General features: G+C 61.6%; 19 protein-coding genes and 1 pseudogene. 18 read left to right on the plus strand and 2 right to left on the minus strand.

Annotated features, from left to right (window positions below; all coding sequences use genetic code 11):
- Positions 1-61 precede the first annotated feature (61 nt).
- The 18 genes and pseudogenes from LIY45_RS14585 to LIY45_RS14670 all read left to right on the plus strand — a co-directional run bounded on the left by LIY45_RS14585 (position 62) and on the right by LIY45_RS14670 (position 21,885).
- A complete protein-coding gene (locus tag LIY45_RS14585; protein WP_226476739.1) occupies positions 62-1,027 on the plus strand; it encodes an ABC transporter substrate-binding protein in 966 nt (321 codons plus the stop codon).
- 71 nt (positions 1,028-1,098) lie between these two features.
- Complete coding sequence (locus tag LIY45_RS14590; RefSeq protein WP_226476740.1) at positions 1,099-1,950, plus strand: proline/glycine betaine ABC transporter permease; 852 nt, start codon at positions 1,099-1,101, stop codon at positions 1,948-1,950.
- Positions 1,947-2,771, plus strand: a complete 825-nt coding sequence (locus LIY45_RS14595; protein WP_017478194.1) for a glycine betaine/L-proline ABC transporter ATP-binding protein — start codon at positions 1,947-1,949, stop codon at positions 2,769-2,771. Before LIY45_RS14590 ends, LIY45_RS14595 begins: the two co-directional genes overlap by 4 nt.
- A 136-nt stretch (positions 2,772-2,907) precedes the next feature.
- Complete coding sequence (gene hutH, locus LIY45_RS14600) at positions 2,908-4,431, plus strand: histidine ammonia-lyase (RefSeq protein ID WP_226476741.1); 1,524 nt, start codon at positions 2,908-2,910, stop codon at positions 4,429-4,431.
- Between the two features lie 19 nt (positions 4,432-4,450).
- Entirely contained in the window at positions 4,451-5,989 is a 1,539-nt protein-coding gene (gene hutH / locus LIY45_RS14605) for a histidine ammonia-lyase (protein ID WP_017478196.1), read from the plus strand.
- Positions 5,990-6,159: 170 nt separating this feature from the next.
- A complete protein-coding gene (locus LIY45_RS14610) occupies positions 6,160-7,569 on the plus strand; it encodes an amino acid permease (RefSeq protein ID WP_226476742.1) in 1,410 nt (469 codons plus the stop codon).
- A gap of 16 nt (positions 7,570-7,585) precedes the next feature.
- A complete protein-coding gene (gene hutI / locus LIY45_RS14615) occupies positions 7,586-8,791 on the plus strand; it encodes an imidazolonepropionase (RefSeq protein ID WP_226476743.1) in 1,206 nt (401 codons plus the stop codon).
- Positions 8,792-8,802: 11 nt separating this feature from the next.
- Complete coding sequence (gene hutG / locus LIY45_RS14620; protein ID WP_017478199.1) at positions 8,803-9,603, plus strand: N-formylglutamate deformylase; 801 nt, start codon at positions 8,803-8,805, stop codon at positions 9,601-9,603.
- Positions 9,604-9,862: 259 nt separating this feature from the next.
- Complete coding sequence (locus LIY45_RS14625) at positions 9,863-10,810, plus strand: choline ABC transporter substrate-binding protein (protein WP_226476744.1); 948 nt, start codon at positions 9,863-9,865, stop codon at positions 10,808-10,810.
- A gap of 172 nt (positions 10,811-10,982) precedes the next feature.
- Entirely contained in the window at positions 10,983-11,918 is a 936-nt protein-coding gene (locus tag LIY45_RS14630) for an alpha/beta hydrolase (protein WP_226476745.1), read from the plus strand.
- Between the two features lie 103 nt (positions 11,919-12,021).
- Positions 12,022-12,993: a prolyl aminopeptidase gene (gene pip / locus LIY45_RS14635; RefSeq protein WP_008439282.1), complete on the plus strand. Its 972-nt coding sequence runs from the start codon at positions 12,022-12,024 to the stop codon at positions 12,991-12,993.
- Positions 12,990-13,427, plus strand: coding sequence for a D-aminoacyl-tRNA deacylase (dtd, locus tag LIY45_RS14640; RefSeq protein WP_017478202.1), 438 nt, complete (start codon positions 12,990-12,992; stop codon positions 13,425-13,427). Before pip ends, dtd begins: the two co-directional genes overlap by 4 nt.
- A gap of 267 nt (positions 13,428-13,694) precedes the next feature.
- Positions 13,695-15,434: a glucan biosynthesis protein G gene (locus LIY45_RS14645; protein WP_346269016.1), complete on the plus strand. Its 1,740-nt coding sequence runs from the start codon at positions 13,695-13,697 to the stop codon at positions 15,432-15,434.
- A pseudogene (mdoH, locus tag LIY45_RS14650) lies at positions 15,427-18,017 on the plus strand (glucans biosynthesis glucosyltransferase MdoH). The gene LIY45_RS14645 and the pseudogene mdoH overlap by 8 nt, the downstream one beginning before the upstream one ends.
- Positions 18,018-18,238: 221 nt before the next feature.
- Positions 18,239-19,042 carry a transporter substrate-binding domain-containing protein gene (locus tag LIY45_RS14655; RefSeq protein ID WP_226476746.1) on the plus strand — a complete coding sequence of 268 codons (804 nt, stop codon included), beginning with the start codon at positions 18,239-18,241 and terminating at the stop codon, positions 19,040-19,042.
- Positions 19,043-19,261: 219 nt separating this feature from the next.
- A complete protein-coding gene (locus LIY45_RS14660; RefSeq protein WP_003209284.1) occupies positions 19,262-20,059 on the plus strand; it encodes a transporter substrate-binding domain-containing protein in 798 nt (265 codons plus the stop codon).
- Positions 20,060-20,198: 139 nt separating this feature from the next.
- A complete protein-coding gene (locus tag LIY45_RS14665) occupies positions 20,199-21,158 on the plus strand; it encodes an amino acid ABC transporter permease (RefSeq protein ID WP_093202652.1) in 960 nt (319 codons plus the stop codon).
- Positions 21,151-21,885, plus strand: coding sequence for an amino acid ABC transporter ATP-binding protein (locus LIY45_RS14670; RefSeq protein ID WP_226476747.1), 735 nt, complete (start codon positions 21,151-21,153; stop codon positions 21,883-21,885). Before LIY45_RS14665 ends, LIY45_RS14670 begins: the two co-directional genes overlap by 8 nt.
- A gap of 155 nt (positions 21,886-22,040) precedes the next feature.
- On the opposite strand, the gene LIY45_RS14675 is transcribed toward LIY45_RS14670, so the two are convergent.
- Together LIY45_RS14675 and LIY45_RS14680 are read right to left on the minus strand one after the other, a co-directional pair.
- Positions 22,041-23,948 carry a methyl-accepting chemotaxis protein gene (locus LIY45_RS14675; RefSeq protein WP_226476748.1) on the minus strand — a complete coding sequence of 636 codons (1,908 nt, stop codon included), beginning with the start codon at positions 23,946-23,948 and terminating at the stop codon, positions 22,041-22,043.
- A 172-nt stretch (positions 23,949-24,120) separates the two neighbouring features.
- Positions 24,121-26,037, minus strand: a complete 1,917-nt coding sequence (locus LIY45_RS14680; RefSeq protein WP_226476749.1) for a methyl-accepting chemotaxis protein — start codon at positions 26,035-26,037, stop codon at positions 24,121-24,123.
- Positions 26,038-26,280: the final 243 nt, after the last annotated feature.

Raw genomic sequence — 26,280 nt, forward strand, 5'->3', positions numbered from 1 at the left:
TGGACAAGGCAGGACGCCTTTTGACTGCCGTAATCCATTTCATGATTGGGAGCGTCACACAATGAAAATGCATAAGACCCTGCTGACCACGTTGTTCTCTGCTGGCTTGCTGGCCACTGCCGGCGCCCAGGCGGCAGGTTGGTGCGAGTCCGGCAAGCCGGTGAAATTTGCCGGTTTGAACTGGGAAAGCGGCATGTTGCTGACCGACATCCTGCAAACCGTGCTGGAAAAAGGCTATGACTGCAAAACCGACAGCCTGCCGGGTAACTCCATCACCATGGAAAACGCCCTGAGCAGCAATGACATTCAGGTGTTCGCCGAGGAGTGGGTAGGCCGCAGCGAAGTCTGGAACAAGGCCGAGAAGGCCGGCAAAGTCGTGGGTGTCGGTGCTCCGGTGGTGGGCGCTGTCGAAGGTTGGTACGTGCCGCGCTACGTGATCGAAGGCGACGCCAAGCGCAAGCTGGAGCCCAAGGCGCCGGACCTGAAAAACATCGCCGACCTGGCCAAATACGCCTCGGTGTTCAAGGACCAGGAAGAGCCGTCCAAGGGCCGTTTCTACAACTGTCCGGCCGGCTGGACCTGTGAGCTGGACAACAGCGAGATGCTGAAAAGCTATGGCCTGGAAAGCACCTACACCAACTTCCGCCCAGGCACCGGCCCGGCGCTGGATGCGGCGGTGTTGTCGAGCTACAAGCGTGGCGAGCCGATCCTGTTCTACTACTGGTCGCCCACCCCGTTGATGGGCCAGGTCGACCTGGTGAAGCTGGAAGAAAAGCCCGGTGTGGATAAAAGCGTGAGCATCAAGGTCGGTCTGTCCAAGACCTTCCACGAGCAAGCCCCGGAATTGGTGGCCGTGCTGGAAAAGGTCAACCTGCCCATCGACCTGCTGAACCAGAACCTGGGCCGCATGGCCAAAGAACGAATCGAATCACCAAAACTGGCGAAAATTTTCCTCAAGGAACATCCTGAAGTCTGGCACGCATGGGTGAGCGACGACGCAGCCAAGAAAATCGACGCGGCCTTGTAGGTTGAGCGTTTCCGGTTGCCCTCGCAGGCAACCGGACGCCCGGCCACAACCCACTGGATCGAGAGCACACTATGTTTCCTGAGAGTTTTACGTTTTCCATCGCCGATTGGGTCAACAGTTGGGTTGACTCGCTGGTGACCAACTACGGCGATGTGTTCCGGCACATCTCCGATACCCTGTTGTGGGCCATCGTCAATCTTGAAGGTGTGCTGCGCGCAGCCCCCTGGTGGCTGATGCTGGCAATTGTCGGCGGCATCGCCTGGCACGCCACGCGCAAGGTCGTCACTACAGGGGTGATTGTCGGTTTGCTGTTCCTGGTGGGCGCCGTTGGCCTGTGGGACAAGCTGATGCAAACCCTGGCGCTGATGATGGTGGCCACGGTGATCTCGGTGCTGATCGGCATTCCCCTGGGAATATTGTCGGCCCGTAGCAACCGCCTGCGTTCGGTGCTTATGCCGCTGCTGGACATCATGCAAACCATGCCCAGCTTCGTGTACCTGATCCCGGTGCTGATGCTGTTCGGCCTGGGCAAGGTCCCGGCGATTTTCGCCACGGTGATCTATGCCGCTCCTCCACTGATTCGCCTGACCGACCTGGGCATTCGCCAGGTAGACGGCGAAGTCATGGAAGCGATCAACGCCTTCGGTGCCAACCGCTGGCAGCAACTGTTCGGCGTGCAACTGCCGCTGGCGCTGCCGAGCATCATGGCCGGGATCAACCAGACCACCATGATGGCCCTGTCGATGGTGGTCATCGCCTCGATGATCGGTGCCCGTGGCCTGGGTGAAGACGTGTTGGTCGGTATCCAGACGCTTAACGTCGGACGTGGCCTTGAAGCCGGTCTGGCGATCGTGATTCTCGCAGTGGTCATCGACCGCATTACCCAGGCCTATGGTCGTCCACGGCATGAGGCGAGCAAATGACTACCGTCAGCAAGATTGAAGTCAAAAACGTATTCAAGATCTTCGGCAATCGTTCCAAGGAAGCGCTGGCGCTGGTTGGCCAGGGCAAGACCAAGGACCAGGTGCTGGCCGAGACTGGTTGCGTGGTGGGTGTGAACGACCTGTCCCTGAGCATCGGCACCGGCGAGATCTTCGTGATCATGGGCCTGTCGGGTTCCGGCAAGTCGACCCTGGTGCGCCACTTCAACCGCCTGATTGACCCCACCAGCGGCGCGATCCTGGTGGACGGCGAAGACATCCTGCAACTGGACATGGAAGCCCTGCGCCAATTCCGCCGGCACAAGATCAGCATGGTGTTCCAGAGCTTCGGCCTGCTGCCCCACAAGAGCGTGGTGGACAACGTCGCCTACGGCCTGAAAGTGCGCGGCGAAACCAAGCAAGTGTGCACCGAGCGTGCGCTGCACTGGATCGAAACCGTGGGCCTCAAAGGCTACGAAAACAAATACCCGCACCAGCTCTCCGGCGGCATGCGCCAACGGGTGGGCCTGGCTCGCGCCCTGGCGGCCGACACCGACATCATCCTGATGGACGAAGCGTTCAGCGCCCTCGACCCGCTGATCCGCGCCGAGATGCAGGACCAGTTGCTGGAGCTGCAAAAGACCCTGCACAAGACCATCGTCTTTATCACCCACGACCTCGACGAGGCCGTGCGCATCGGCAACCGCATTGCGATCCTCAAGGACGGCAAGCTGATCCAGGTCGGCACGCCCCGGGAAATCCTGCACTCGCCGGCGGATGAATATGTGGACCGGTTTGTTCAGCGGCGGGCTGCGGTGGTCTGATCCGGATCTTGTGGTGAGCCGGCTGGCCTCTTCGCGAGCAAGCCCGCTCCCACGGGGGAATGCATTTCAAATGTGGGAGCGGGCTTGCTCGCGAAGAGGCCGGTAAGGCTGCACAAGAATTGAAGAAGGTACAACGATGTCCCAGGCTGAAAAAATCATCATCGCCGACGCCCCGATGCGTTGGCAGGACGTGGTCGCCGTGGCCCGCCACGGTGCGATCCTCGAACTCTCGGGCCACGCCTGGGCGCGCATCGACAATGCCCAGGCCATCGTCCAGCGCATCGTCAGCAGCGGCGAGCGCGCCTACGGTATCAACACCGGCCTGGGCGCCTTGTGCAATGTGTCCCTCAAGGACGAACAGCTGAGCCGGCTGTCGCGCAACACCTTGCTCAGCCATGCCTGCGGCGTCGGCGCGCCACTGAGTGTGGAGCAAACCCGCGCGATCATTTGCGCGGCGATCATCAACTACAGCCACGGCAAATCCGGCCTGCATCCGCAGGTGGTGCATTCGCTGCTGGGGCTGCTCAACCATGGCATCACGCCGCAGGTGCCGTCCCAGGGCTCGGTGGGTTACCTGACCCACATGGCGCATATTGGCGTCGCCTTGCTCGGCGTCGGCGATGTCAGCTATCGGGGCCGTATCGTTCCGGCGCACCAGGCGCTGACCGAAGAAGGTTTGCAGCCGGTGGTGCTCGGTGCCAAGGACGGGCTGTGCCTGGTCAACGGCACGCCGTGCATGACCGGCCTCAGCTGCCTGGCCCTGGCCGATGCGCACCGCCTGCTGCAATGGGCCGACGTAATCGGTGCCATGAGTTTCGAAGCCCAGCGCGGCCAGATCGACGCCTTCGACGAAGAAATCATTGCCCTCAAGCCGCACCCGGGCATGCAGCAAGTGGGCATCAACCTGCGGGCGTTGCTGGACGGCAGTGAAGTGATCGCCAGCAGCAAAGGCATTCGTACCCAGGACGCCCTGAGCATCCGTTCGATTCCCCAGGTGCACGGCGCCGCCCGTGACCAACTGGAACACGCTACCCGCCAGATCGAAACCGAGCTCAACGGCGCCACTGATAACCCGCTGGTGCTCGGCACCCCGGACAACTACCGCGTGGTGTCCCAGGCCAACCCCCACGGGCAGTCCGTGGCCCTGGCGGCAGACATGTTGGCCATCGCCATGGCGGAAATCGGCTCCATCGCCGAGCGCCGCCTGGACCGCCTGATCAACCCGCACGTGAGTGGCTTGCCGGCGTTCCTGGTGAGCAACCCCGGGGTCAACTCCGGGATGATGATCGTGCAGTACGTCGCGGCCTCGCTGTGCGGGCAAAACCGCCAGTTGGCGCAACCGGCGGTGCTCGACAATTTCGTCACTTCGGGCTTGCAGGAAGACCACCTGAGCATGGGCACCAACGCCGCGCTGAAGCTGTATTCGGTGCTGGAAAACGTCACCCAGATCCTCGCCATCGAGTACCTGCTGGGAGCCCAGGCGTTCGAGTTTCTCCAGGAGCAACGCTTCGGCGCCGGCACCGACGCCGCCTGGCGTTTGCTGCGTGAACACGTCCCAGCCTACGACCAGGACCGCTGGCTGGCGCCGGACATCGCAGCCACCGCCGCGTTGCTCAAGACCTCCGATTTGTTGAACCGTGTTTTACCGAATTTGCACTGAAACCTAATTCAAAAGGAGTATGAATGTGACTGCGCTAAATCTGATTCCAGGCCAACTGAGCCTTGCCCAACTGCGGGCCATCTACCAGCAGCCGGTAACCCTCAGCCTGGATGACAGCGCCTCGGCCCAGATCGAAGCCAGTGTCGCCTGTGTGGAGCAGATTCTCGCCGAGAACCGCACCGCCTACGGCATCAACACCGGTTTCGGCTTGCTGGCCTCGACCCGCATCGCCAGCGAAGACCTGGAAAACCTCCAGCGTTCCCTGGTGCTGTCCCACGCCGCTGGCGTGGGTGAGCCCATCAGCGATGCGCTGGTGCGGCTGGTCATGGTGCTCAAGGTCAACAGCCTGAGCCGTGGTTTCTCCGGGATTCGCCGGCAGGTCATCGACGCGCTGATCGCCCTGATCAACGCCGAGGTGTACCCGCACATTCCGTTGAAAGGTTCGGTGGGTGCCTCCGGTGACCTCGCGCCATTGGCCCACATGTCGCTGGTGCTGCTGGGCGAAGGCAAGGCCCGTTACAAAGGCGAATGGCTGGAAGCCACCGAGGCGCTGAAAGTTGCCGGCCTGACGCCGCTGACCCTGGCCGCCAAAGAAGGCTTGGCCCTGCTCAACGGTACTCAAGTTTCCACCGCTTATGCCCTGCGCGGCCTGTTCGAAGGCGAAGACCTGTTCGCCGGTGCGTTGGCCTGTGGCGCCCTGACGGTGGAAGCCGTACTGGGTTCGCGCTCGCCGTTCGACGCACGCATTCACGCGGCCCGTGGCCAGCGCGGCCAGATCGACGCTGCCGCCGCGTATCGCGCCCTGTTGGGTGAAAGCAGCGAAGTGTCCCAGTCCCACGAGAACTGCGACAAGGTCCAGGACCCGTACTCCCTGCGCTGCCAGCCGCAAGTCATGGGCGCCTGCCTGACCCAGTTCCGCCAGGCGGCCGAAGTGCTGGTGGTGGAAGCCAACGCCGTGTCGGATAACCCGTTGGTGTTTGCGGCTGAAGGTGACGTGATTTCCGGCGGCAACTTCCACGCTGAGCCGGTGGCCATGGCCGCTGACAACATGGCGTTGGCCATCGCGGAAATCGGCTCCCTGAGCGAGCGTCGTATCTCGTTGATGATGGACAAGCACATGTCGCAACTGCCGCCATTCCTGGTGGGCAACGGCGGTGTGAACTCCGGCTTCATGATCGCCCAGGTGACTGCGGCGGCATTGGCCAGCGAGAACAAGGCGCTGGCCCATCCCCATAGCGTCGACAGCCTGCCGACGTCGGCCAACCAGGAAGACCACGTATCCATGGCGCCGGCTGCGGGCAAACGCCTGTGGGAAATGGCCGAGAACACCCGTGGTGTATTGGCGGTGGAATGGTTGGCGGCGTGCCAGGGCCTGGACCTGCGCAATGGCTTGAAAACCTCGCCTGCCCTTGAAAAGGCGCGCGGGATTCTGCGCAGCAAAGTGGCGTTTTATGAGAAGGACCGGTTCTTCGCGCCGGACATCAATGCTGCCAGTGAATTGTTGGCGACGCGTTGCCTGAATGAGCTGGTGCCGGCGAAGTTGTTGCCGAGCCTCTAAGGCCATCGAACCCCTCTTTGTGGCGAGGGAGCTTGCTCCCGCTGGGCTGCGTAGCGGCCCCAAAAACTTGCGGGCGCTGCGCACCCGAGCGGGAGCGAGCTCCCTCGCCACAAAAAGCTTTTCCACACCGCTTCGAATTTTCTCAGGATAAAAATAATTAAGGACGAGAAATGCACCAGCAAGAAAAAACTTTAAAACGTGGGCTCTCCGCCCGACATATTCGCTTCATGGCACTCGGTTCCGCCATCGGCACCGGGCTGTTCTACGGCTCCGCCTCCGCCATCCAGATGGCCGGCCCGGCCGTACTCCTGGCCTACCTGATCGGTGGCGCCGCCGTCTTCATGGTGATGCGCGCCCTCGGTGAAATGGCCGTGCACAACCCGGTGTCCGGCTCCTTCGGCCAGTACGCCAGCACCTACCTGGGCCCAATGGCCGGCTTTATCCTCGGCTGGACCTACGCCTTTGAAATGATCATCGTCTGCCTCGCCGACGTCACGGCGTTCGGCATCTACATGGGCTTCTGGTTTCCCGAAGTCGCGCGCTGGGTCTGGGTGCTCGGCATCGTGTTGCTGATCGGCGGCCTGAACCTGTGCAACGTCAAAGTCTTTGGCGAAATGGAGTTCTGGCTGTCACTGCTCAAGGTCGGCGCCATCGTCGCGATGATCCTCGGCGGCTTCGGCATCATGCTGTTCGGCATTCACTCGGCGGGCGAAGCGCCGGCCACCGGCCTCAGCAACTTGTGGGCCCACGGCGGCTTCATGCCTAACGGCGTGGGCGGCTTGATTGCGTCCTTCGCGGTGGTGATGTTTGCCTTTGGCGGCATCGAAATCATTGGCATCACCGCCGGCGAAGCCAAGGACCCGCAACGGGTGATCCCTAAGGCGATCAACGCGGTGCCACTGCGCATCCTGCTGTTCTATGTACTGACGTTGTTTGTGCTGATGGCGATCTACCCGTGGCCGCAGATCGGCAGCCAGGGCAGCCCGTTCGTGCAGATCTTCAGCAACCTGGGGATAGGCTCGGCGGCGACCATCCTCAACATCGTGGTGATCTCAGCCGCCGTCTCGGCCATCAACAGCGACATCTTCGGTGCTGGCCGCATGATGTACGGCCTGGCCCAGCAAGGGCAGGCGCCCAAAGGCTTTGCCCAGCTGTCGAGCCAGGGCGTGCCATGGATGACCGTGGTGGTGATGGGCGCCGCGTTGCTGGGCGGTGTGGTGCTCAACTACCTGATCCCGGAAAACGTGTTCCTGGTGATCGCCTCGATTGCGACCTTCGCCACGGTGTGGGTGTGGCTGATGATCCTGGTTACCCAGGTCGCCATGCGTCGCTCGATGACCAAGGAACAGATTGCCGCACTGAAATTCCCGGTGCCGTTCTGGCCCTATGCGCCAGCGGCCGCCATCGTGTTCATGCTGTTTATCTTCGGCGTGCTGGGTTACTTCCCGGACACCCAGGCTGCCCTTATGGTCGGTGCCGTATGGATCGTCTTGCTGATCGTTGCCTATCTGCTGTGGGTCAAACCCGCCGCCGGGCAAACAGCCAAGGTTCATTACGACCCGGCTTTGTCTCATCGATAACCCAACGGAGGCGTTGATGAAAACGCTTTGGCAACACTGCCACGTCGCAACCATGGCCCAGGGCAAATACTCGATCATCGAGGATGCCGCCATCGTGACCTCGGGCACGCTCATCGAGTGGATCGGTCCGCGTGCCGAACTGCCGAAGGCGGACTACGCGACCACCCATGACCTGCAAGGGGCGTGGGTCACGCCGGGGCTGATCGACTGCCACACCCACACGGTGTTCGGCGGCAATCGCAGCGGCGAGTTCGAGCAGCGCCTGCAAGGCGTGAGCTACGCCGAAATCGCAGCGGCCGGTGGCGGTATTGCCAGCACCGTGCGCGCCACGCGTGCGGCGACCGAAGATGAACTGTTTGAAAGTAGCCGAAAGCGCCTGCGCAGTTTGCTGCGGGACGGTGTTACTACCGTCGAGATCAAGTCCGGCTACGGCCTGGACCTGGCCAGCGAGCGCAAGATTCTGCGGGTGATCCGTCGCCTCGGCGCCGAGCTGCCGGTGAGCGTACGCAGCACGTGCCTGGCAGCCCACGCATTGCCGCCGGAGTACGTGGACCGTGCCGATGCTTACATCGAGCACATCTGCGCCGAGATGCTGCCGGCGCTGGCAGAGGAAGGCCTGGTGGATGCAGTCGACGCCTTCTGTGAATACCTGGCGTTCTCGCCGGAGCAGGTGGAGCGCGTGTTCATCGCTGCACACAAGCTTGGCTTGCCGGTGAAGCTGCACGCCGAGCAGTTGTCGTCCCTGCACGGCTCCAGTCTGGCGGCGCGGTACCAGGCGCTGTCGGCCGACCACCTGGAATTCATGACCGAGGAAGACGCCATCGCCATGGCCGCCTCCGGCACCGTCGCGGTGTTGCTGCCGGGGGCGTTCTACTTTCTGCGGGAAACCCAGCTGCCGCCGATGGACGCCCTGCGCAAGCACGGTGTGAAGATCGCCATCGCCAGCGACCTCAACCCGGGCACCTCGCCGGCATTGTCGGTGCGCTTGATGCTGAACATGGCCTGCACGCTGTTCCGCATGACCCCGGAAGAAGCCCTGGCCGGCGCCACGCAACATGCGGCTACCGCTTTGGGTCTGGGGGACAGCCACGGCTCGCTGGAGGTGGGCAAGGTCGCGGATTTTGTCGCCTGGCAGATTGATCGCCCCGCCGACCTGGCCTACTGGCTGGGCGGCGAGCTGGATAAACGCGTCGTGCGCCACGGCGTCGATGTCACCGTTTAAGGAGTACTGCTGTGGATAAGGTTCTGAACTTCAAACAAGGCCGTGTGCCGCTGCTGATCAGCATGCCCCACGCGGGCCTGCGGCTGACGCCGGCGGTGCAAGCCGGGCTGATCCCCGAGGCGCAAAGCCTGCCGGACACCGACTGGCACATTCCCACGCTGTATGACTTCGCCGAAGAACTGGGCGCCAGCACCCTGGCGGCGGAGTATTCGCGTTTTGTCATCGACCTGAATCGGCCCTCCGACGACAAACCGCTGTACGCCGGCGCCACCACCGGCTTGTACCCGGCGACGCTGTTCGACGGTGTGCCACTGTTTCGCGAAGGCCTGGAACCTTCCAAGGCCGAGCGCGCCACGTACCTGGAGCAGGTGTGGACGCCGTATCACCGCACCCTGCAGGACGAGCTGGCCCGGCTCAAGGCCGAGTTCGGCTATGCACTGCTGTTTGATGCGCACTCGATTCGTTCGGTGATCCCGCATCTGTTCGAAGGCAAGCTGCCGGACTTCAACCTTGGCACCTTCAACGGAGCGGCCTGCGATCCGCAACTGGCCAGCCAATTGGAAGCCATCTGCGCCGGTCACCCGCAGTACAGCCATGTGCTCAACGGGCGATTCAAGGGCGGCCATATCACTCGACACTATGGCAACCCGGCCGAGAACATCCACGCCGTGCAGTTGGAGTTGGGGCAGTGCACGTACATGGAAGAGTTTGAGCCGTTTCGTTATCGCGCCGACTTGGCCGAGCCGACGCGGGTGGTGTTGAAGGAACTGCTGGAAGGGTTCCTGGCGTGGGGCAAGCGGCATTACTCCTGATTGGCGTCGCTGCTGAGATAGCCTTCGCGAGCAAGCCCGCTCCCACATTCGACCGTGTTTCTTCAGGAGGAACACGGTCGAATGTGGGAGCGGGCTTGCTCGCGAAGAGGCCCTCAACAGCAACACATCCCTCAAGTCGTCTGTGTGCAAATCCCTGTCGCCACAGTTCGCTTTGATCGAGGTCTCGCTGGGTAAGGTGTTGGGCACGGCGCGTCAGACGCCACTCCCACAATAAAAACTGCCGAGTGAGACCGCATCGATGAAAAGACTGTTCAACCGTTGTCTGTTGATTCTCACCGGCGCCGCACTCTTGAGCGCCAACGCGATGGCCGCCGACCCGGCCTCGTGCAAGGTCGTGCGCATGGGCGTGGTCAGCTGGACCGACGTGATCGCCACCAGCGGCATGGCCGATGTGCTGCTCAATGGCCTGGGTTATGACAGCAAGCAAACCAGCGCCGTGCAGCAAATCATCTTTGCCGGCATCCGCGACAAACGCCTGGATATCTTCCTCGGCTACTGGAAACCGGCGATGGACAACAACATCGCGCCATTCCTCGCGGCCAAGCAGGTCAAGGTGTTCGACAAGCCGAGCCTGTCCGACGCCCAGGCGACGCTTGCGGTGCCGCAGTACGTTGCCGACGCCGGCTTGAAAACCTTTGCCGACATTGCCCGCTTCAAGGACAAGCTGGGCGGCAAGATCTATGGCATCGAGCCGGGCAGCGGCGCCAATACCGATATCCAGAAAATGATCGATGACAATCGCTTTGGCCTTGGCGGCTTCAAGCTGGTGGCGTCCGGTGAGGCGGGCATGCTGGCAGCGGTGCAGCGGGCGGTGAACCGCAAGGAGTTCGTGGTGTTTGTCGGCTGGACCCCACACCCGATGAACATCAACATGAAAATGGCTTACCTGACCGGCAGTGAAGATGTGTTCGGCGCCAACGAAGGCATGGCCACGGTCTCCACGGTGACGGCACCGGATTACGCCGAGCGTTGCCCCAACGTGACCCGCCTGCTGGAAAACCTGACCTACACCGCGGCCCAGGAAAGCCAGTTGATGGTGCCAATCATGGACCGCAAGACGCCTCAGGAGGTGGCCAAGCAATGGTTGCGCGACAACCCTGAGGATTTGCAGCGCTGGCTGGCGGGTGTGACGACGCTGGATGGCAAGGACGGTGTAGCGGCGGTGCAGGCCAGCCTCAAACCCTGATGCGAACGCAATAGATCGAACAATAGAGCAACACTGTGGGAGCCGGGCTTGCCCGCGATAGCGGTGTATCAGTCGCCGATGGCGTTGGTTGATACACCGCTATCGCAGGCAAGCCAGCTCCCACATTTGTCTTGTGGTGTGCTTCAAGTTTTCAGCAGCAGGGCAATTTCTGATGTCCCATTACCCGATTTCCGCGCAGATGTGCGCCTTCGTCGAAAAAACCGAATCCTTCACCAGCGACGACACATCGCTGGCCGGATTGCGCCGAGGCTACGACCGCATGTGTCAGGCGTTCACCCCGGCGCGGCCCGAAGGGTTACAGGTGTCAGACGTTTCCCTGGGTGGCGTGGGCGTACGCATTTATCAACCGGCGACGCCAATCCCTGATAGCGGCTGGCCATGCATCCTTTATATGCACGGTGGCGGCTGGGTGGTGGGCGGGCTGGATTCCCACGATTTTATCTGCGGTGAACTGGCCGACGCACTGCAGGTGCTGGTCATCGCCATCGATTACCGCCTGGCACCCGAACACCCGTTTCCGGCGGCCTTCGAGGATTGTCGTGCGGTCTGGCAGGCGATTCAGGCGGGTCAAGCGCCTTGCCCCGTCAACCTGCAACGCCTGGTGGTGGCCGGTGACAGCGCCGGCGGGAACCTGGCGGCCGCCTTGTGCCTGGGCCTGCGGGATGAGCATCAACCACAGCCCTTGGCGCAAATCCTGATCTATCCGGGCCTGGGCGGCCCCGCTGACCTGCCGTCCCGCCGCGACTGCGTCGACGCGCCGCTGCTCAGTACCGCCGACACCGAGTGCTATCTCGCCCTTTACCTGCGTGGGCCGGGCAAGCCATCGCCCTACGCCATGCCATTGCTGGCGGTGGATTTCAGCGGGTTGCCACCGGCGCTGATTGCGGTCGCCCAGTTCGACCCATTGCGGGACGACGGCATGCTCTACGCCGAGCGTCTCCAGGCTGCCGGGGTGGCTGCCACGCTGTATCCCGGCAAAGGCCTGATCCACGGCTGCCTACGGGCCCGGGGCCAGGTGGCGGAGGTCGATCGGCTCTACGTTTATCTGCTGGATTATCTGCGTGGTGTTTTGCTGACACAGCTCTAAGTCCGCAAGGGCATGCTCATTGCACAATTCGGGTTTATGATGCCAGACGGCAAAATAATAGACGTCCCCCCAGGGATGAACTCGACCCCTTACGGAGCGCGCAATGCAGACTTTGTACCCGCAGATCAAACCCTACGCCCGGCACGATCTGGCCGTCGATGAAACCCACGTCCTGTACGTCGACGAAAGCGGTTCCCCGGAAGGCTTGCCCGTTGTGTTCATCCATGGCGGCCCCGGCGCCGGGTGTGACGCCAATAGCCGCTGTTATTTCGATCCCAATCTGTACCGAATTGTTACTTTTGATCAGCGTGGCTGCGGACGCTCCACCCCACGGGCCAGCCTGGAAAACAACACCACCTGGGACCTGGTGGCCGACCTTGAGCGGATTCGCGAGCACTTGGGCATCGAGAAATGGGTGTTGTTTGGCGGTTCCTGGGGTTCGACCCTGGCCCTGGCCTACGCGCAAACCCACCCGGAGCGCGTGCATGGCTTGATCGTGCGGGGCATTTTCCTGGCCCGCCCCCAGGACATCCAATGGTTCTACCAGGCCGGCGCCAGCCGCCTGTTCCCGGATTACTGGCAGGACTACTTGGCGCCCATCCCGGCGGAGGAGCGTCACGACCTGCTCAGCGCCTACCACAAGCGCCTGACTGGCAACGACCAGATCGCCCAGATGCACGCCGCCAAGGCCTGGTCCACGTGGGAAGGCCGCATGTTGGGCCTGTGCCCGAACCCGCAATTGATCGAGCGTTTCTCCGAGCCCCAGCGCGCCCTGTCGATTGCGCGTATCGAATGCCATTACTTCACCAACAACTCGTTCCTCGAGCCCGACCAGCTGATCCGCGACATGCACAAGATCGCCCATCTGCCTGGCGTCATCGTGCATGGCCGCTACGATATGATCTGCCCGCTGGATAACGCCTGGGAGCTGCATCAAGCCTGGCCCAACAGCGAACTGCAGATCATCCGCGAGGCCGGCCATGCGGCGTCCGAACCCGGAATCACCGATGCGTTGGTGCGTGCGGCGAGTGAAATGGCACGGCGCCTGCTTGATCTGCCGCCTGAAGAAGCATGAAGGGGCTTTTACAGCGGGTGCGCGGCGCCCGGGTCGAAGTCGAAGGGCAGGTGGTGGGTGCGATAGACCAGGGTTTGCTGGTGCTGGTGGCCGTCGAGCCTTCAGATACTCAGGCTTGCGCCGACAAGCTGCTGCATAAGCTGCTTAACTATCGGGTGTTCAGCGATGACGAGGGCAAGATGAACTTGTCCTTGAAAGACATTGGCGGCGGTTTGCTGCTGGTGTCGCAGTTCACCCTGGCGGCAGACACCAAGAGCGGCTTGCGTCCCAGCTTCTCCACGGCGGCACCGCCGGCGTTGGGCGAGGCCCTTTTCGACTACTTGTTGTTACAAGCGCAACAATTGCATGGCACGGTAGCGGCAGGGCGTTTTGGCGCAGATATGCAGGTACATTTGGTCAATGACGGGCCGGTCACCTTCCTGTTACAGACGTGAATGTACTGAAAACGACTTGTAATGCCCAAAAAACCGGGTTTTCGCTACAAATACTTCGCTGACCCTGATGCGTTGTCACGCGGGCTACTAGATAATCGCGCGCTACGGGGATCAGCGTTGATTGGTCCATTTTTGACTTAGGTAGAGACTTGTCCGATGGCTGTTGGGGAATCATTTAGCCCCATGGGAGTCGGAACAATGCTCGCCAACCTGGCATATAGATAGCTGGCCGTTGGTTTTTTGATCTGTTTTCGGCGAGGGTTGCTCGTGATTGTTAGTCCCTGTAATGCACCAAAATTGTCTGCCAAACGGTTACGAAACGCACTGGTAACGGGCTCTGCCCTGTTTTGCCTGTTCGGCGCGGGTCAACTGTGGGCATTCAGTCTGGATGATGTGTCGGCCAAGGCAAAAGAGCTGGCCGGGCAGAAATACGAAGCTCCGCGCAGCAATTTGCCGAACGAATTCCGCGAAATGAAATTCGCTGATTACCAGAAAATTCGTTTCCGCAATGAAAAAGCCGAGTGGGCCGATCAGAACACCCCGTTCAAGCTGTCCTTCTATCACCAGGGCATGCACTTCGACACCCCGGTGAAAATCAACGAAGTCACCGCCGACAGCGTCCAGGAAATCAAGTACGACCCGTCTCGTTTCGATTTCGGCGACGTCAAGTTTGATCCCAAGTCTACCGAGCAACTGGGTTATGCCGGTTTCCGTGTGCTGTACCCGATCAACAAGGGCGACAAGCAAGACGAAATCATGACCATGCTCGGCGCGAGCTATTTCCGCGTCGTGGGTAAAGATCAGGTCTACGGCCTGTCTGCCCGTGGCATGGCGATCGACACTGCCTTGCCGTCCGGCGAAGAGTTCCCGCGGTTCACCGAGTTCTGGATCGAACGTCCGAAGCCGGGTGAGAAGCAACTGGTGATCTACGCCTTGCTGGATTCGCCACGGGCTACCGGCGCTTATCGCCTGATCCTGCGCCCTGGCACCGACACCATCGTCGACGTCAAATCCCAGATGTACCTGCGTGACAAGGTCACCAAGCTGGGCATCGCTCCGCTGACCAGCATGTTCCTGTTCGGCGCCAACCAGCCGTCCAAGGTCCTCAACTACCGTCGCGAGCTGCACGATTCCAGCGGCCTGTCGATCCATGCCGGCAACGGCGAGTGGATCTGGCGCCCACTGAACAACCCTAAACACCTGTCGGTCAGCAACTTCACCGTGGAAAACCCGCGCGGTTTCGGCTTGCTGCAACGCGGTCGCAACTTCAGCCACTACGAAGACCTCGACGACAACTACGACAAGCGCCCAAGCGCCTGGATCGAGCCTGAAGGCGACTGGGGCAAGGGCTCCGTCGACCTGGTAGAGATTCCGACCGCCGATGAAACCAACGACAACATCGTTGCGTTCTGGAGCCCGGAAACACTGCCGGAGCCAGGCAAGCCGCTGGACGTTGCCTACCGCCTGCACTGGACATTGAAAGACGCCGAGTTCCATTCGCCAGAAAGCGCCTGGGTCAAGCAGACCCTGCGTTCCACCGGCGACGTCAAGCAATCCAACCTGATCCGTCAGCCAGACGGCAGCGTGGCTTACCTGGTGGACTTCGAGGGCCCGTCCCTGAAGAAACTGCCAGCTGACGCACCGGTTCGCAGCCAGGTCAGCGTGGGCGACAACGCCGAAATCGTTGAAAACAGCGTGCGCTACAACCCGCACACCCAAGGCTGGCGCCTGACCCTGCGCATGAAGATCAAGGACGCAGGCAAGCCGACCGAAATGCGTGCTGCCCTGGTCCAGGACATCGTTGCGCCCGAGCCGGAGAAGGTTTCGACCCAAGTGCTGAAAGCCGATAAAGTGCTGGCCAAACAGCATGAGAAAGCGGCCAAGAAAGACGCCAAGGAAAAGGACGCCAAGCAGCCGGAAGCTGCGGCCCCAGCCACACCGGAGCCGGCCAAGACAGAGCAAGTCCTGACCGAAACCTGGAGCTATCAGTTGCCTGCCGATGAGTAATTCTCAAGTCCAGCCAGAGACTCTTGCCGAGTACCTGGCCCATCTACCGATGACCGATGAGCAGCGCGCCGAACTGGCGGGCTGCGAGTCCTTCAGTGAATTGCACAAGCGCCTGTCATCGTCCACGTTCGACGCACCTGCCGACGCTGCCCAAGCGTCGGTCGGCGCGCGGCTGACCCTCAACACCGCCGAAGAGCTGCAAGACGCCGAAATGCTGGCGCTCGACGCCAGCGGCCGGGTCTGCCTCAAGGCGACGCCACCGATCCGTCGGACCAAGGTCGTGCCTGAGCCGTGGCGTACCAATATCCTGGTGCGTGGCTGGCGCCGCCTGACCGGTCGCACCAATCCGCCGGCACCGCCGAAGGATGAGCGTGTGCTGCCGGCTGCCCGTTGGCGCACCGTCGGTTCGATCCGTCGTTACATCCTGCTGGTGCTGATGCTCGGCCAGACGGTGGTCGCCGGCTGGTACATGAAAGGCATCATGCCGTACCAGGGCTGGTCCTTCGTCGACTTCGACGAGATCCGCAACCAGACCCTGCTGCAAACGGCCACCCAGGTCCTGCCTTACGCCCTGCAAACCAGCATCCTGGTGCTGTTCGGGATTCTGTTCTGCTGGGTCTCGGCCGGTTTCTGGACCGCGCTGATGGGCTTCCTGGAACTGCTGACCGGTCACGATAAATACCGTATCTCCGGTAAAAGTGCCGGTGACGAGCCGATTCCGAAAGACGCCCGCACCGCCTTGGTGATGCCGATCTGCAACGAAGACGTGCCCCGGGTATTTGCCGGCCTGCGCGCGACGTTCGAGTCGGTAGCCGCCACCGGTGACCTGGACCGTTTCGACTTCTTCGTCCTCAGCGACAGTAACGAGGCCGACATCTGCATCGCCGAGCAGCAAGCCTGGCTCGACGTGTGCCGCGAAGCCGGTGGCTTCGGCAAGATCTTCTATCGCCGCCGTCGCCGTCGCGTCAAACGCAAGAGCGGCAACCTCGACGACTTCTGCCGTCGCTGGGGCGGTGAATACAAGTACATGGTGGTCCTCGACGCCGACAGCGTGATGAGCGGCGAATGCCTGACCAGCCTGGTGCGCCTGATGGAGGCCACGCCGGATGCCGGGATTATCCAGACCGCGCCGCGTGCGTCGGGCATGGACACCCTGTATGCGCGCATGCAGCAGTTTGCCACCCGGGTGTACGGCCCGCTGTTTACTGCCGGCCTGCACTTCTGGCAATTGGGTGAATCCCACTATTGGGGCCACAACGCGATCATCCGCATGAAGCCGTTTATCGAGCACTGCGCCCTGGCGCCGTTGCCAGGTAAGGGCGCGTTTGCCGGTGCGATCCTCTCCCACGACTTCGTTGAAGCGGCGCTGATGCGCCGTGCCGGCTGGGGCGTGTGGATTGCCTACGACTTGCCGGGCAGCTATGAAGAACTGCCGCCGAACCTGCTGGACGAACTCAAGCGTGACCGTCGCTGGTGCCACGGTAACCTGATGAACTTCCGCCTGTTCCTGGTAAAAGGCATGCACCCGGTGCACCGTGCGGTGTTCCTGACCGGCGTGATGTCGTACCTGTCGGCACCGTTGTGGTTCTTCTTCCTGGTGCTGTCGACGGCCTTGCTGGCGGTCAACACTCTGATGGAGCCGCAGTACTTCATGGCCCCACGCCAGTTGTACCCGCTGTGGCCTCAATGGCATCCGGACAAGGCGGTGGCGCTGTTCTCCACCACCATCGTGCTGCTGTTCCTGCCTAAGTTGCTGAGCATCATCCTGATCTGGGCCAAGGGCGCGAAAGAGTTCGGCGGCAAGTTCAAGGTGACCTTGTCGATGCTCCTGGAGATGCTGTTCTCCATGTTGCTGGCGCCGGTGCGGATGATCTTCCACACCCGTTTCGTGCTGGCCGCGTTCCTCGGCTGGGCTGCGACCTGGAACTCGCCGCAGCGTGATGACGACTCCACGCCATGGAGCGAGGCGGTCAAGCGCCACGGCCCGCAGACCCTGCTCGGTTTCTTCTGGGCATTGCTGGTGGTGTGGTTGAACCCAAGCTTCCTGTGGTGGCTGGTGCCAATCGTCGGTTCGCTGATGCTGTCGATTCCGGTGTCGGTGATCTCCAGCCGGGTCAAGCTGGGCCTCAAGTCTCGCGACGAGAGCCTGTTCTTGATCCCTGAGGAATACAACCCGCCCCAGGCGCTGTTGTCGACCGACAAGTACACCCACGAAAACCGTTGGCACGCGCTGAATGACGGTTTTGTGCGGGCGGTGGTCGATCCACAGCAGAACGCCCTGGCGTGCGCCTTGGCAACTTCCCGTCACGGGCAGGCGGAGCCGATCGAATGGCTGCGCGTTGACCGTGTGCGCCACGCGTTGAAAGTCGGCCCGGCCGGCCTCAACAACGGCGAGCGCCTGGCTCTGCTCAGCGACCCGGTCGCCCTGGCCCGCTTGCACGAGCAGGTCTGGAACGAAGGCCACGCTGAATGGCTCAACGCCTGGCGCGAATCGGTCAAGGCCGATCCCCATGCGCCGTTGCTGCCATTGAAACCGCTGTCGTCCCAGGCTCAACCGGCCTGATTCCGACGCCCCCGAGGTAACGCCTCGGGGGCGTTTGTTGTCACCGTCCTACGCTGTTTTTCCCTTCTGCTTTATTCTGCTAACTCCTTGTTATTTCGAAACAAAAGTCCCTTCTCCGAGGCGTATTGCCGTGCCTGCGAGTGGGTTAGCATCGCCCCCCAAATCTGACTCGAAGCCCCTGGTTTACGCGAACTTGCGCGTGGCCGGGTGTGGGAGTGTTTAACGGAACAGGGGCTTTTTCATGATCAAAAGGTATTTGTCGGTGCTGCTGCTCGGCATCGTCACGTTTTTCCACAGTTACCTGGCGCATGCCGGCGCCATAGACGAGGCTGTTCGGCGGGGTGTGCTGAAAGTCGGCACCAATCCGGCCTATGTGCCCTTTGAGATGACCGACAAGAAAGGCCGGATCGTCGGGTTTGAAATTGACCTGCTGCGGGAGATGAGCAAGGCGCTGGGGGTCAAGCTGGAGCTGGTTTCAGTGCCGTATACCGACCTGATCCCCGGCCTGCTCGCCAGCCGGTTCGACCTGATAGGCAGTGGCATGACCGTCACGCAGGAGCGCAACCTGACCCTCAACTTCAGCGACTCGTTCATCATCGTGGGCCAGACCGTGCTGCTGAACCCACGGTTGGCCGACAAGGTCCAGAGCATCGAAGACTTGAACGAAGCCGGTTACCGGATCGTGGCCGCTGACGGCACCACGGGCGAGGCGGCGGCGAAAAGGTTTCTCGGCACCGCGCGGCTGCGCAGTTTTCCAACCCCTGAAGAAGGCGTGCGCCAGGTGGTGGAGGGCAAGGCCGACGCGTTTATCCATGATGCGCCGTATAACCTGATCGCCATTACCAAGCCCCAGAACAGTGCGTTGTTGGCATTGGAGCAACCCTTCACCTACGAGCCTTTGGCGTTCGGCGTGAAAAAAGGTGATTACGACAGCCTCAACTGGATCAATCACTTCCTCAATCAGGTGGCCCAGGACGGCACCTACGATCGGCTGCATGACAAGTGGTTCAAGGACTCGGGCTGGATGGCGGAAGTGGACTGGTAGTCATAACTGCTTACACATCAAGCAATTGGCTGACCTGTGGATCGAGGTGTCTAGCCATGCCTTTCTCTGCACGGTTGTGGGGCTTTTCTGTCATACGCTGGCAACAAATCCCGGCGAAACCTTTGTACCCGGCGGTGAGTGAGTTAGGATCGCACCCCGAAATGGTGCAGCCCTTTTGCGCGCCGACCTCACAAGAAAATGAGTTCAGGGGACTTGATGATGAAAAAGTATCTTTCGATGCTGCTGCTAGGCGTCACCGCACTGGTGGCGGTCAACGCGGCCCATGCCGGCGCCATCGATGATGCGGTCAAGCGCGGCACGCTGAAAGTCGGTATGGACCCGACCTACATGCCGTTCCAGATGACCAACAAGCGCGGTGAAATCATCGGCTTTGAAGTCGACATCCTCAAGGCCATGGCCAAGTCGATGGGTGTGAAGTTCGAGCCGATTTCCACCGGCTACGACGGCATCATCCCGGCCCTGTTGACCGACAAGTTCGACATGATCGGCAGCGGCATGACCCTGACCCAGGAACGCAACCTGCGCCTGAACTTCAGCGAACCGTTCATTGTGGTCGGCCAGACCCTGCTGATCCGCAAGGAGCTGGAAGGCACCATCAAGTCCTACAAAGACCTGAACGACGAGAAATACCGCCTGACCTCCAAGCTCGGCACCACCGGCGAGATGGTCGCCAAGAAGCTGATCTCCAAGGCCAAGTACCACGGCTATGACAACGAGCAGGAAGCCGTGCTCGACGTGGTCAACGGCAAGGCTGACGCCTTCGTCTATGACGCCCCGTACAACGTCGTGGCCGTGAACAAGGTCGGCGCCGGCAAGCTGGTGTTCCTCGACCAGCCGTTCACCTTTGAACCCCTGGCGTTCGGCCTGAAGAAGGGCGACTACGACAGCATCAATTTCATCAACAACTTCCTGCACCAGATCCGCAACGACGGCACCTACGATCGCATCCATGACAAGTGGTTCAAGAGCTCCGAGTGGCTCAAGGACATGGAATAACGCGATACCGCGTCGACTTCATCGCAGGCAAGCCAGCTCCCACATTGATCGATGTCAGTCCTGACAATGCGTTCAAATGTGGGAGCCGGGCTTGCCCGCGATGAGGGCCTGCCAGGCGATACACATCCCGGAACCTGAAATGAAACAGAAAAAAGCCCAATGGCCCTGGCACCTGCTGACGGTGCTGGTGCTGGTCGGCCTGGCCGGCGCGCTGTATTACGCCACCTCGCTGATGTCCTACGAATGGCGCTGGAATCGCGTGCCGCAGTACTTCGTGTACCAGGCTGAAGAGTCCCAGCGGGCGTCGGACATTTCCACCGTCAGCGAGCTGGTGCGCAAGGGCGATGTGGCTGAAGTCACCCTGCGCAATGGCGAGGGCAACGAACAGCACCTGACCGTGGCGGAGAACAGCCTGCAAGTGGCCAAGGACGATGACGTGGCCGAAGGCGACGTGATTGGGGTTACCCGGCATTGGGCTGCGGGCCCTCTGCTGTGGGGCTTGTGGACTACGTTGTGGTTATCGGTGGTGTCCGGCGTACTGGGGTTGTTGATCGGCCTGGCGACCGGCTTGTGTCGCCTGTCGAACAACCCGACCTTGCGCGATCTGTCGACGATCTACGTCGAACTGGTGCGCGGCACGCCGCTGTTGGTGCAGATCTTCATTTTCTATTTCTTTATCGGCACGGTGCTCAACCTGTCCCGGGAGTTCGCCGGGATCGCCGCGCTGTCGCTGTTTACCGGCGCCTATGTGGCGGAAATCATTCGTGCCGGCGTGCAGTCGATCGCCCGTGGCCAGAATGAAGCGGCACGTTCGCTGGGGCTCAGTGCTGGCCAATCGATGCGCCATGTGGTGTTGCCGCAAGCCTTCAAGCGCGTGCTGCCACCCCTGGCCGGGCAATTTATCAGCCTGGTGAAGGACACGTCCCTGGTGTCGGTGATTGCGATTACCGAACTGCTCAAAAGCGGCCGCGAGGTCATCACCACCTCGTTCTCGCCGTTTGAAATCCTGTTCTGCGTCGCAGGCCTGTACCTGCTGATCAACCTGCCGCTGTCGAAAATCGCCAGCCGGCTTGAGCGGAGGCTCGCGCAAAGTGATTGAAGTCCGCGATCTGGTAAAAGTCTTCGACACCCGTGGCCACGTCGTGCGCGCGGTGGACAACGTGACCACCCAAGTGGCCAAGGGTGAAGTCCTGGTGGTGATCGGCCCGTCCGGTTCCGGCAAGTCGACGTTCCTGCGTTGCCTTAACGGCCTGGAGGCATTCGATTCCGGCTCGGTAAGCATCGACGGCCTGCAACTGGCAGACCCGAAGACCGATGTAAACGCCTACCGCCGCGAAGTCGGCATGGTGTTCCAGCACTTCAACCTGTTCCCTCACATGACCGTGCTGGAAAACCTCAGCCTGGCGCAAAAAGTCGTGCGCAAGCGCGGCAAAAAGGAGCGCGAGGCCAAGGCTCTGGCCCTGCTGGAAAAAGTCGGCATTGCTCAGAAAGCCAACGAGTTCCCGTCGCGGCTTTCTGGCGGCCAGCAGCAACGCGTGGCGATTGCCCGCGCCCTGGCGATGGAGCCCAAGGTGATGCTGTTTGACGAGCCCACCTCGGCGCTGGACCCGGAAATGGTCGGCGAAGTGCTGGACGTGATGAAGACCCTGGCCCTGGAAGGCATGACCATGGTCTGCGTCACCCATGAAATGGGCTTCGCCCGGGAAGTGGCCGATCGGGTGCTGTTTTTCGATCACGGCAAATTGCTGGAGGACGCCGCCCCGGCGCAATTCTTCGATGCGCCGAAGGACCCACGCGCCCAAGCCTTCCTGCGCCAGGTTCTATAAATGCGTTGAGAATGCTTCTTGTGGCGAGGGAGCTTGCTCCCGCTGGGCTGCGTAGCGGCCCTAAAAGAACGGGAGCGCTACGCACTCCAGCGGGAGCAAGCTCCCTCGCCACAGCAAGCTCCCTCGCCACAGGTTAGCGTTGGTCGTGGGTTTTTTCAGACCTTGAACTTGCCCACCCACACCTGCAAATCCGCCCCCAGGCGCGCCAGTTCGACACTGGCCGCCGCAGTCTCCTGGCTCGCGGCCCAGGTCTGTTCCGATACGTCCTTGACCTTCAACACGCTGCGGTTGATCTCCTCGGCGACCGCCGTTTGTTCCTCGGCGGCAGCGGCAATTTGCGGGTTCATCTCTTGAATCACAGACACGGTACGGGTGATACCCGCCAGCGCGTCTCCTGCGCGGCGGGTCAGTTGCACGCTGTTGTCGGTGAGGCTGCGACTGTTGTCCATGATGTCCGCGACCTGCTGCGTACCCCGGTGCAGGCCGCTGATCAGCTCCTCGATTTCCTCGGCCGACTGTTGGGTGCGTTGCGCCAGGCTGCGCACTTCATCGGCGACCACGGCAAAGCCTCTGCCCGCCTCGCCGGCGCGGGCCGCTTCGATCGCGGCGTTGAGGGCCAGCAAATTGGTTTGCTCCGACACCGATTTGATCACCTCCAGCACGCTGCCGATCTTCCGGCTTTCCTGTTGCAAGCCTTGCATGGCCTGGCTTGAACGCGCCATCTCCTGAGCCAGGTGCTCGATGTGGGTGATCGCCTCAGCCACCACCTGATCGCCCTGGCCCGCCTGCTGATCGGCTTCGGTAGCGGCAAGTGAAGCCTGCTCGGCATGGCGCGCAACTTCCTGGGAGGTGGCGAGCATCTCATTCATGGCGGTGGCCACCTGTTCGGTTTCCTGTTTCTGGCCGTCGACCCCGGCGCGGGTCTGTTCGGTGACGGCAGACAGTTGTTCGGCGGCACTGGCAATCTGTTGGGCGCTGTGGCCGATGCCGCTGATCAAGCCCCGCAGGTTGAGGGTCATTTGCCCGATGCTGCGCTGCAACTGCCCCAGTTCGTCCTGGCGCGAGGTCTGGATCTCGTGGCTCAGGTCACCTTCGGCAATCCGGTTGGCCACATGCAGGGCCTGGCGCAGCGGCGCGACGATCTGGACGGCGATCAACCAGGCGGCCACGACGCCGAGCAACAACGCCGCCGCGGTGACGTTGAGCAGCAGGGTGCGGGCGAGGCTGGCTTCCTTGTCACGCTTGGCGGTCTGGTCCTGGCTCAGCAGGTCGCTTTCCGTGAGCAACTGATCCAGCCACTGCTCAAGCTGGTTCTGGGTGGTTTCGGTGCTGAGTTGGGCATCCTTGAGGCGTGTCAGATGAGTCCGAAAGTCGAGCAGGGCTTTTTTCAGAGCGCTGGCATCAACCGGCAGTGCGCCTACCGCCGCTTGGGCGCCATCCAGGGCCAGTAGCGCTTCACTCACGCCGTTGGTATAGGCGTCCAGTGACGCAGCGGCCCACGCGGGGCTTTGGGCGCGGTCTTCGGCTTGTTCCATGGCCTGGCGCAATTGTTCGACGGCGTCGAGGGCCTTTTCATCGTCTTGATTGGGCAGGTTGCTGGACAGTTCCGAGAGGCTGTCGCTGCTCTGGATTGAACTGCGCTTGAGCTGTTCGCGGGCGTTCTCGCGTTGTTTGATCAGCCCCTCCAGGCCGCTGAGGGCGGTTTTGAAGCTGGTGACAAAGCGACGGCTTTCCTGCAGTTGTTGTTGGTTGACCGGGTCGGTAAATCGTGGGGCGAGGTCCACCAGGAACTGGTCGATCTTGTCCATGTGCACGCCTATCTTCGACAGGCTCGCGGGGTCGTTAAGGGTGCGATAGACGATGCGATCAGCCCGCAACTCTTCGCCGACGACGGCCAATTGCGAGAGGGTGGTGAGTTTTTGTGAGCGCTCGAGGGATGCGCTCAAGGCTTGCCAGCCGGTAGACGCGATGATCAGGCTGAGGCTGAGCACCAGGCCAAAGCCCAGGGCAAGTTTGAGGCTGATGCTGATGTTTCTAAGCAGGCGGGTCAGTGGACGAAACATGGTGAACCTCCAACGAATCAAAAGGAGCGTCTCAAGCGTCCGGCCGACAACGGTCAGGGGAGTTGAAACGCTACTTTTATTCGGCGCCAGGCGTGTGATCCACGACCTGAAAAACGCGTAGGAAATTTCACAAGTTGTCAGGATGGCGGCCCTGATGGCCGCCGCAAGCGGCTCAGACCTTGAAGCGACCTACCAGGCTTTGCAGGTAAACCCCCAGGCGCGCCAGCTCGGCGCTGGACGCCGCGGTCTCCTCGCTGGCCGCCGAGGTTTGTTCGGAAACGTCCCGCACATTGAGTACGCTGCGGTTGATCTCTTCGGCCACGGCGCTTTGTTGCTCGGCAGCGGTGGCAATCTGCTGGTTCATCGCCTGGATCGCCGAGACGGTACGGGTGATGTTCTCCAGGGCATTGCCGGCCCGGCGGGTCAGCTCGACACTGCTGTCGGTCAGGCCGCGACTGTTGTCCATGATGGTCGCCACCTGCTGGGTGCCGCTTTGCAGGCCGACGATCAACTCTTCGATCTCCTCGGTGGACTTCTGCGTCCGTTGGGCCAGGCTGCGCACTTCATCGGCAACCACCGCAAAACCGCGCCCGGCTTCACCGGCGCGCGCCGCTTCAATCGCCGCGTTGAGGGCCAGCAGGTTGGTTTGCTGGGCCACCGACTTGATGACGTCCAGCACACTGCCAATCTTGTCGCTTTCACGCTTGAGATGGCCCATGGCTTCGGTGGAGTTGCCCACCTCGCTGGCCAGGCGCTCGATCTGGGCGATGGCCTCACCGACTACCTTGTCACCCTCACGGGCCTGCTGGTCGGCGGCCACGGCGGCCTCGGAAGCTTCCTCGGCGTTACGTGCGACTTCCTGCACGGTAGCGGCCATTTCGTTCATGGCGGTGGCTACCTGGTCGGTCTCGACCTTCTGGCTGTTGACCCCGGCGCTGGTCTGCTCGGTGACGGCCGACAGTTGCTCGGCGGCGCTGGCAATCTGGGTGACGCCGTCGCTGATACCGCCGATCAGCTCCCGCAGGCCTACGGTCATGCTCTGCATGGAGCGTTGCAGTTGGCCCAGCTCATCGCGGCGTTCGGAGATCAAGTTGTGGCTGAGGTCGCCCGCCGCTACGCGTTCGGCCACTTTGAGGGTCTGGCTCAGCGGAATGACGATCTGGCGGGTGATGGCCCAGGCGGCGAGGACGCCGAAGGCCAGCGCGAGGGCGGTGGCCAACAGCAGCAGGTTCTTGGCGTGGGCGGTGTCGGTGTCGCGCACCACGGTTTGCGAGGTGGTGAGTTTGTCGCTGTGGTCAAGCAGGATGTCGCCTTGCTCGGCCATGATTTTTGTCGCGGCAGCGGTGGCGACCTGGGAGTCTCGGTACTGACTGACGGCGGCGCGGTAGGCCTGCAGCGAGACGCTGGCCTCTTGCAGGTTGGCCCGATATTGCTCAGGCAATTGGTCGTTGAGGTCGGTGATTTTTTTCAGGGCGTTGTCGATGGCATCCAGGGCCGGCTGTTCGGCTTCGACCTTGCCGCTGTAGGTGTAGCCGCGCACCTGGAAGCGCGCTTGCTGGATCAGCTTGCTCAGGTCGACCACGCTGTTGAACAGGGTGACGCTGTCGCCTTGCAGCAGGGATTTTTCCACTTCGTTGATTTTTGCCACGGCGTTGTCGGCGGTATCCCCCAGTTTGCTGCGGGCGCCTTCACGCTTCAGGCCGGCCTGCACCATGGCGCCGAAGGCTTTTTTGTATTGGCCCAAGGCGTCCTGTTGTTGTTCCACGACGAGCTTGTCGGCGGGTTGTTCGATCAGCTCTGCGGCGGTTTTCAGGCCGCTGTCCAGCTGTGTGATCAAGTCGGTGACCGCGCCCGTGCCTTGTTCGCCACGACGCATTTCGAAGTCCAGGCGCGCCAGGCGCAGGTCTTTGGACAGCCCGTTGAGGCTGGAAATATAGCCCAGCTTGTCGCCACGGCTGATCACGCCGCTGAGGCCGGTCCAGCCGGTGAAGGTGATCAAGAGGGTCAGGACCAATACCAGGCCGAAGCCTATGCTCAGCTTGCGGTTGACGCTGACATTCCCCAGTTTCTCGGCTAACCAACGATACATGCTGCGAACTCCCCTGGAACAAGGCTTGGACTTATTCAGAAGCTATCGGCAGGTTCGGATGTTTCTGTAGGACGGGTGTTTTTGTGGCGAGGGAGCTTGCTGTGGTGAGGGAGCTTGCTGTGGCGAGGGAGCTTGCTCCCGCTGGAGTGCGCAGCGCTCCCATTTTTTGGGGCCGCTACGCAGCCCAGCGGGAGCAAGCTCCCTCGCCACAGCAAGCTCCCTCACCACAGCAAGCTCCCGCTC

The organism is Pseudomonas sp. MWU16-30323 (assembly GCF_020515595.1).
GTDB lineage: Bacteria > Pseudomonadota > Gammaproteobacteria > Pseudomonadales > Pseudomonadaceae > Aquipseudomonas > Aquipseudomonas yamanorum.

Coding starts and splice junctions, on each gene's coding strand:
- LIY45_RS14590 (WP_226476740.1), top strand. CDS start 1,099: ATGTTTCCTGAGAGTTTTACGTTTTCCATCGCCGATTGGGTCAACAGT.
- LIY45_RS14630 (WP_226476745.1), top strand. CDS start 10,983: ATGTCCCATTACCCGATTTCCGCGCAGATGTGCGCCTTCGTCGAAAAA.
- LIY45_RS14585 (WP_226476739.1), top strand. CDS start 62: ATGAAAATGCATAAGACCCTGCTGACCACGTTGTTCTCTGCTGGCTTG.
- LIY45_RS14680 (WP_226476749.1), bottom strand. CDS start 26,037: ATGTATCGTTGGTTAGCCGAGAAACTGGGGAATGTCAGCGTCAACCGC.
- hutH (WP_017478196.1), top strand. CDS start 4,451: ATGAATGTGACTGCGCTAAATCTGATTCCAGGCCAACTGAGCCTTGCC.
- hutI (WP_226476743.1), top strand. CDS start 7,586: ATGAAAACGCTTTGGCAACACTGCCACGTCGCAACCATGGCCCAGGGC.
- LIY45_RS14625 (WP_226476744.1), top strand. CDS start 9,863: ATGAAAAGACTGTTCAACCGTTGTCTGTTGATTCTCACCGGCGCCGCA.
- LIY45_RS14660 (WP_003209284.1), top strand. CDS start 19,262: ATGAAAAAGTATCTTTCGATGCTGCTGCTAGGCGTCACCGCACTGGTG.
- LIY45_RS14665 (WP_093202652.1), top strand. CDS start 20,199: ATGAAACAGAAAAAAGCCCAATGGCCCTGGCACCTGCTGACGGTGCTG.
- LIY45_RS14655 (WP_226476746.1), top strand. CDS start 18,239: ATGATCAAAAGGTATTTGTCGGTGCTGCTGCTCGGCATCGTCACGTTT.
- hutH (WP_226476741.1), top strand. CDS start 2,908: ATGTCCCAGGCTGAAAAAATCATCATCGCCGACGCCCCGATGCGTTGG.
- LIY45_RS14675 (WP_226476748.1), bottom strand. CDS start 23,948: ATGTTTCGTCCACTGACCCGCCTGCTTAGAAACATCAGCATCAGCCTC.
- dtd (WP_017478202.1), top strand. CDS start 12,990: ATGAAGGGGCTTTTACAGCGGGTGCGCGGCGCCCGGGTCGAAGTCGAA.
- pip (WP_008439282.1), top strand. CDS start 12,022: ATGCAGACTTTGTACCCGCAGATCAAACCCTACGCCCGGCACGATCTG.
- LIY45_RS14595 (WP_017478194.1), top strand. CDS start 1,947: ATGACTACCGTCAGCAAGATTGAAGTCAAAAACGTATTCAAGATCTTC.
- LIY45_RS14610 (WP_226476742.1), top strand. CDS start 6,160: ATGCACCAGCAAGAAAAAACTTTAAAACGTGGGCTCTCCGCCCGACAT.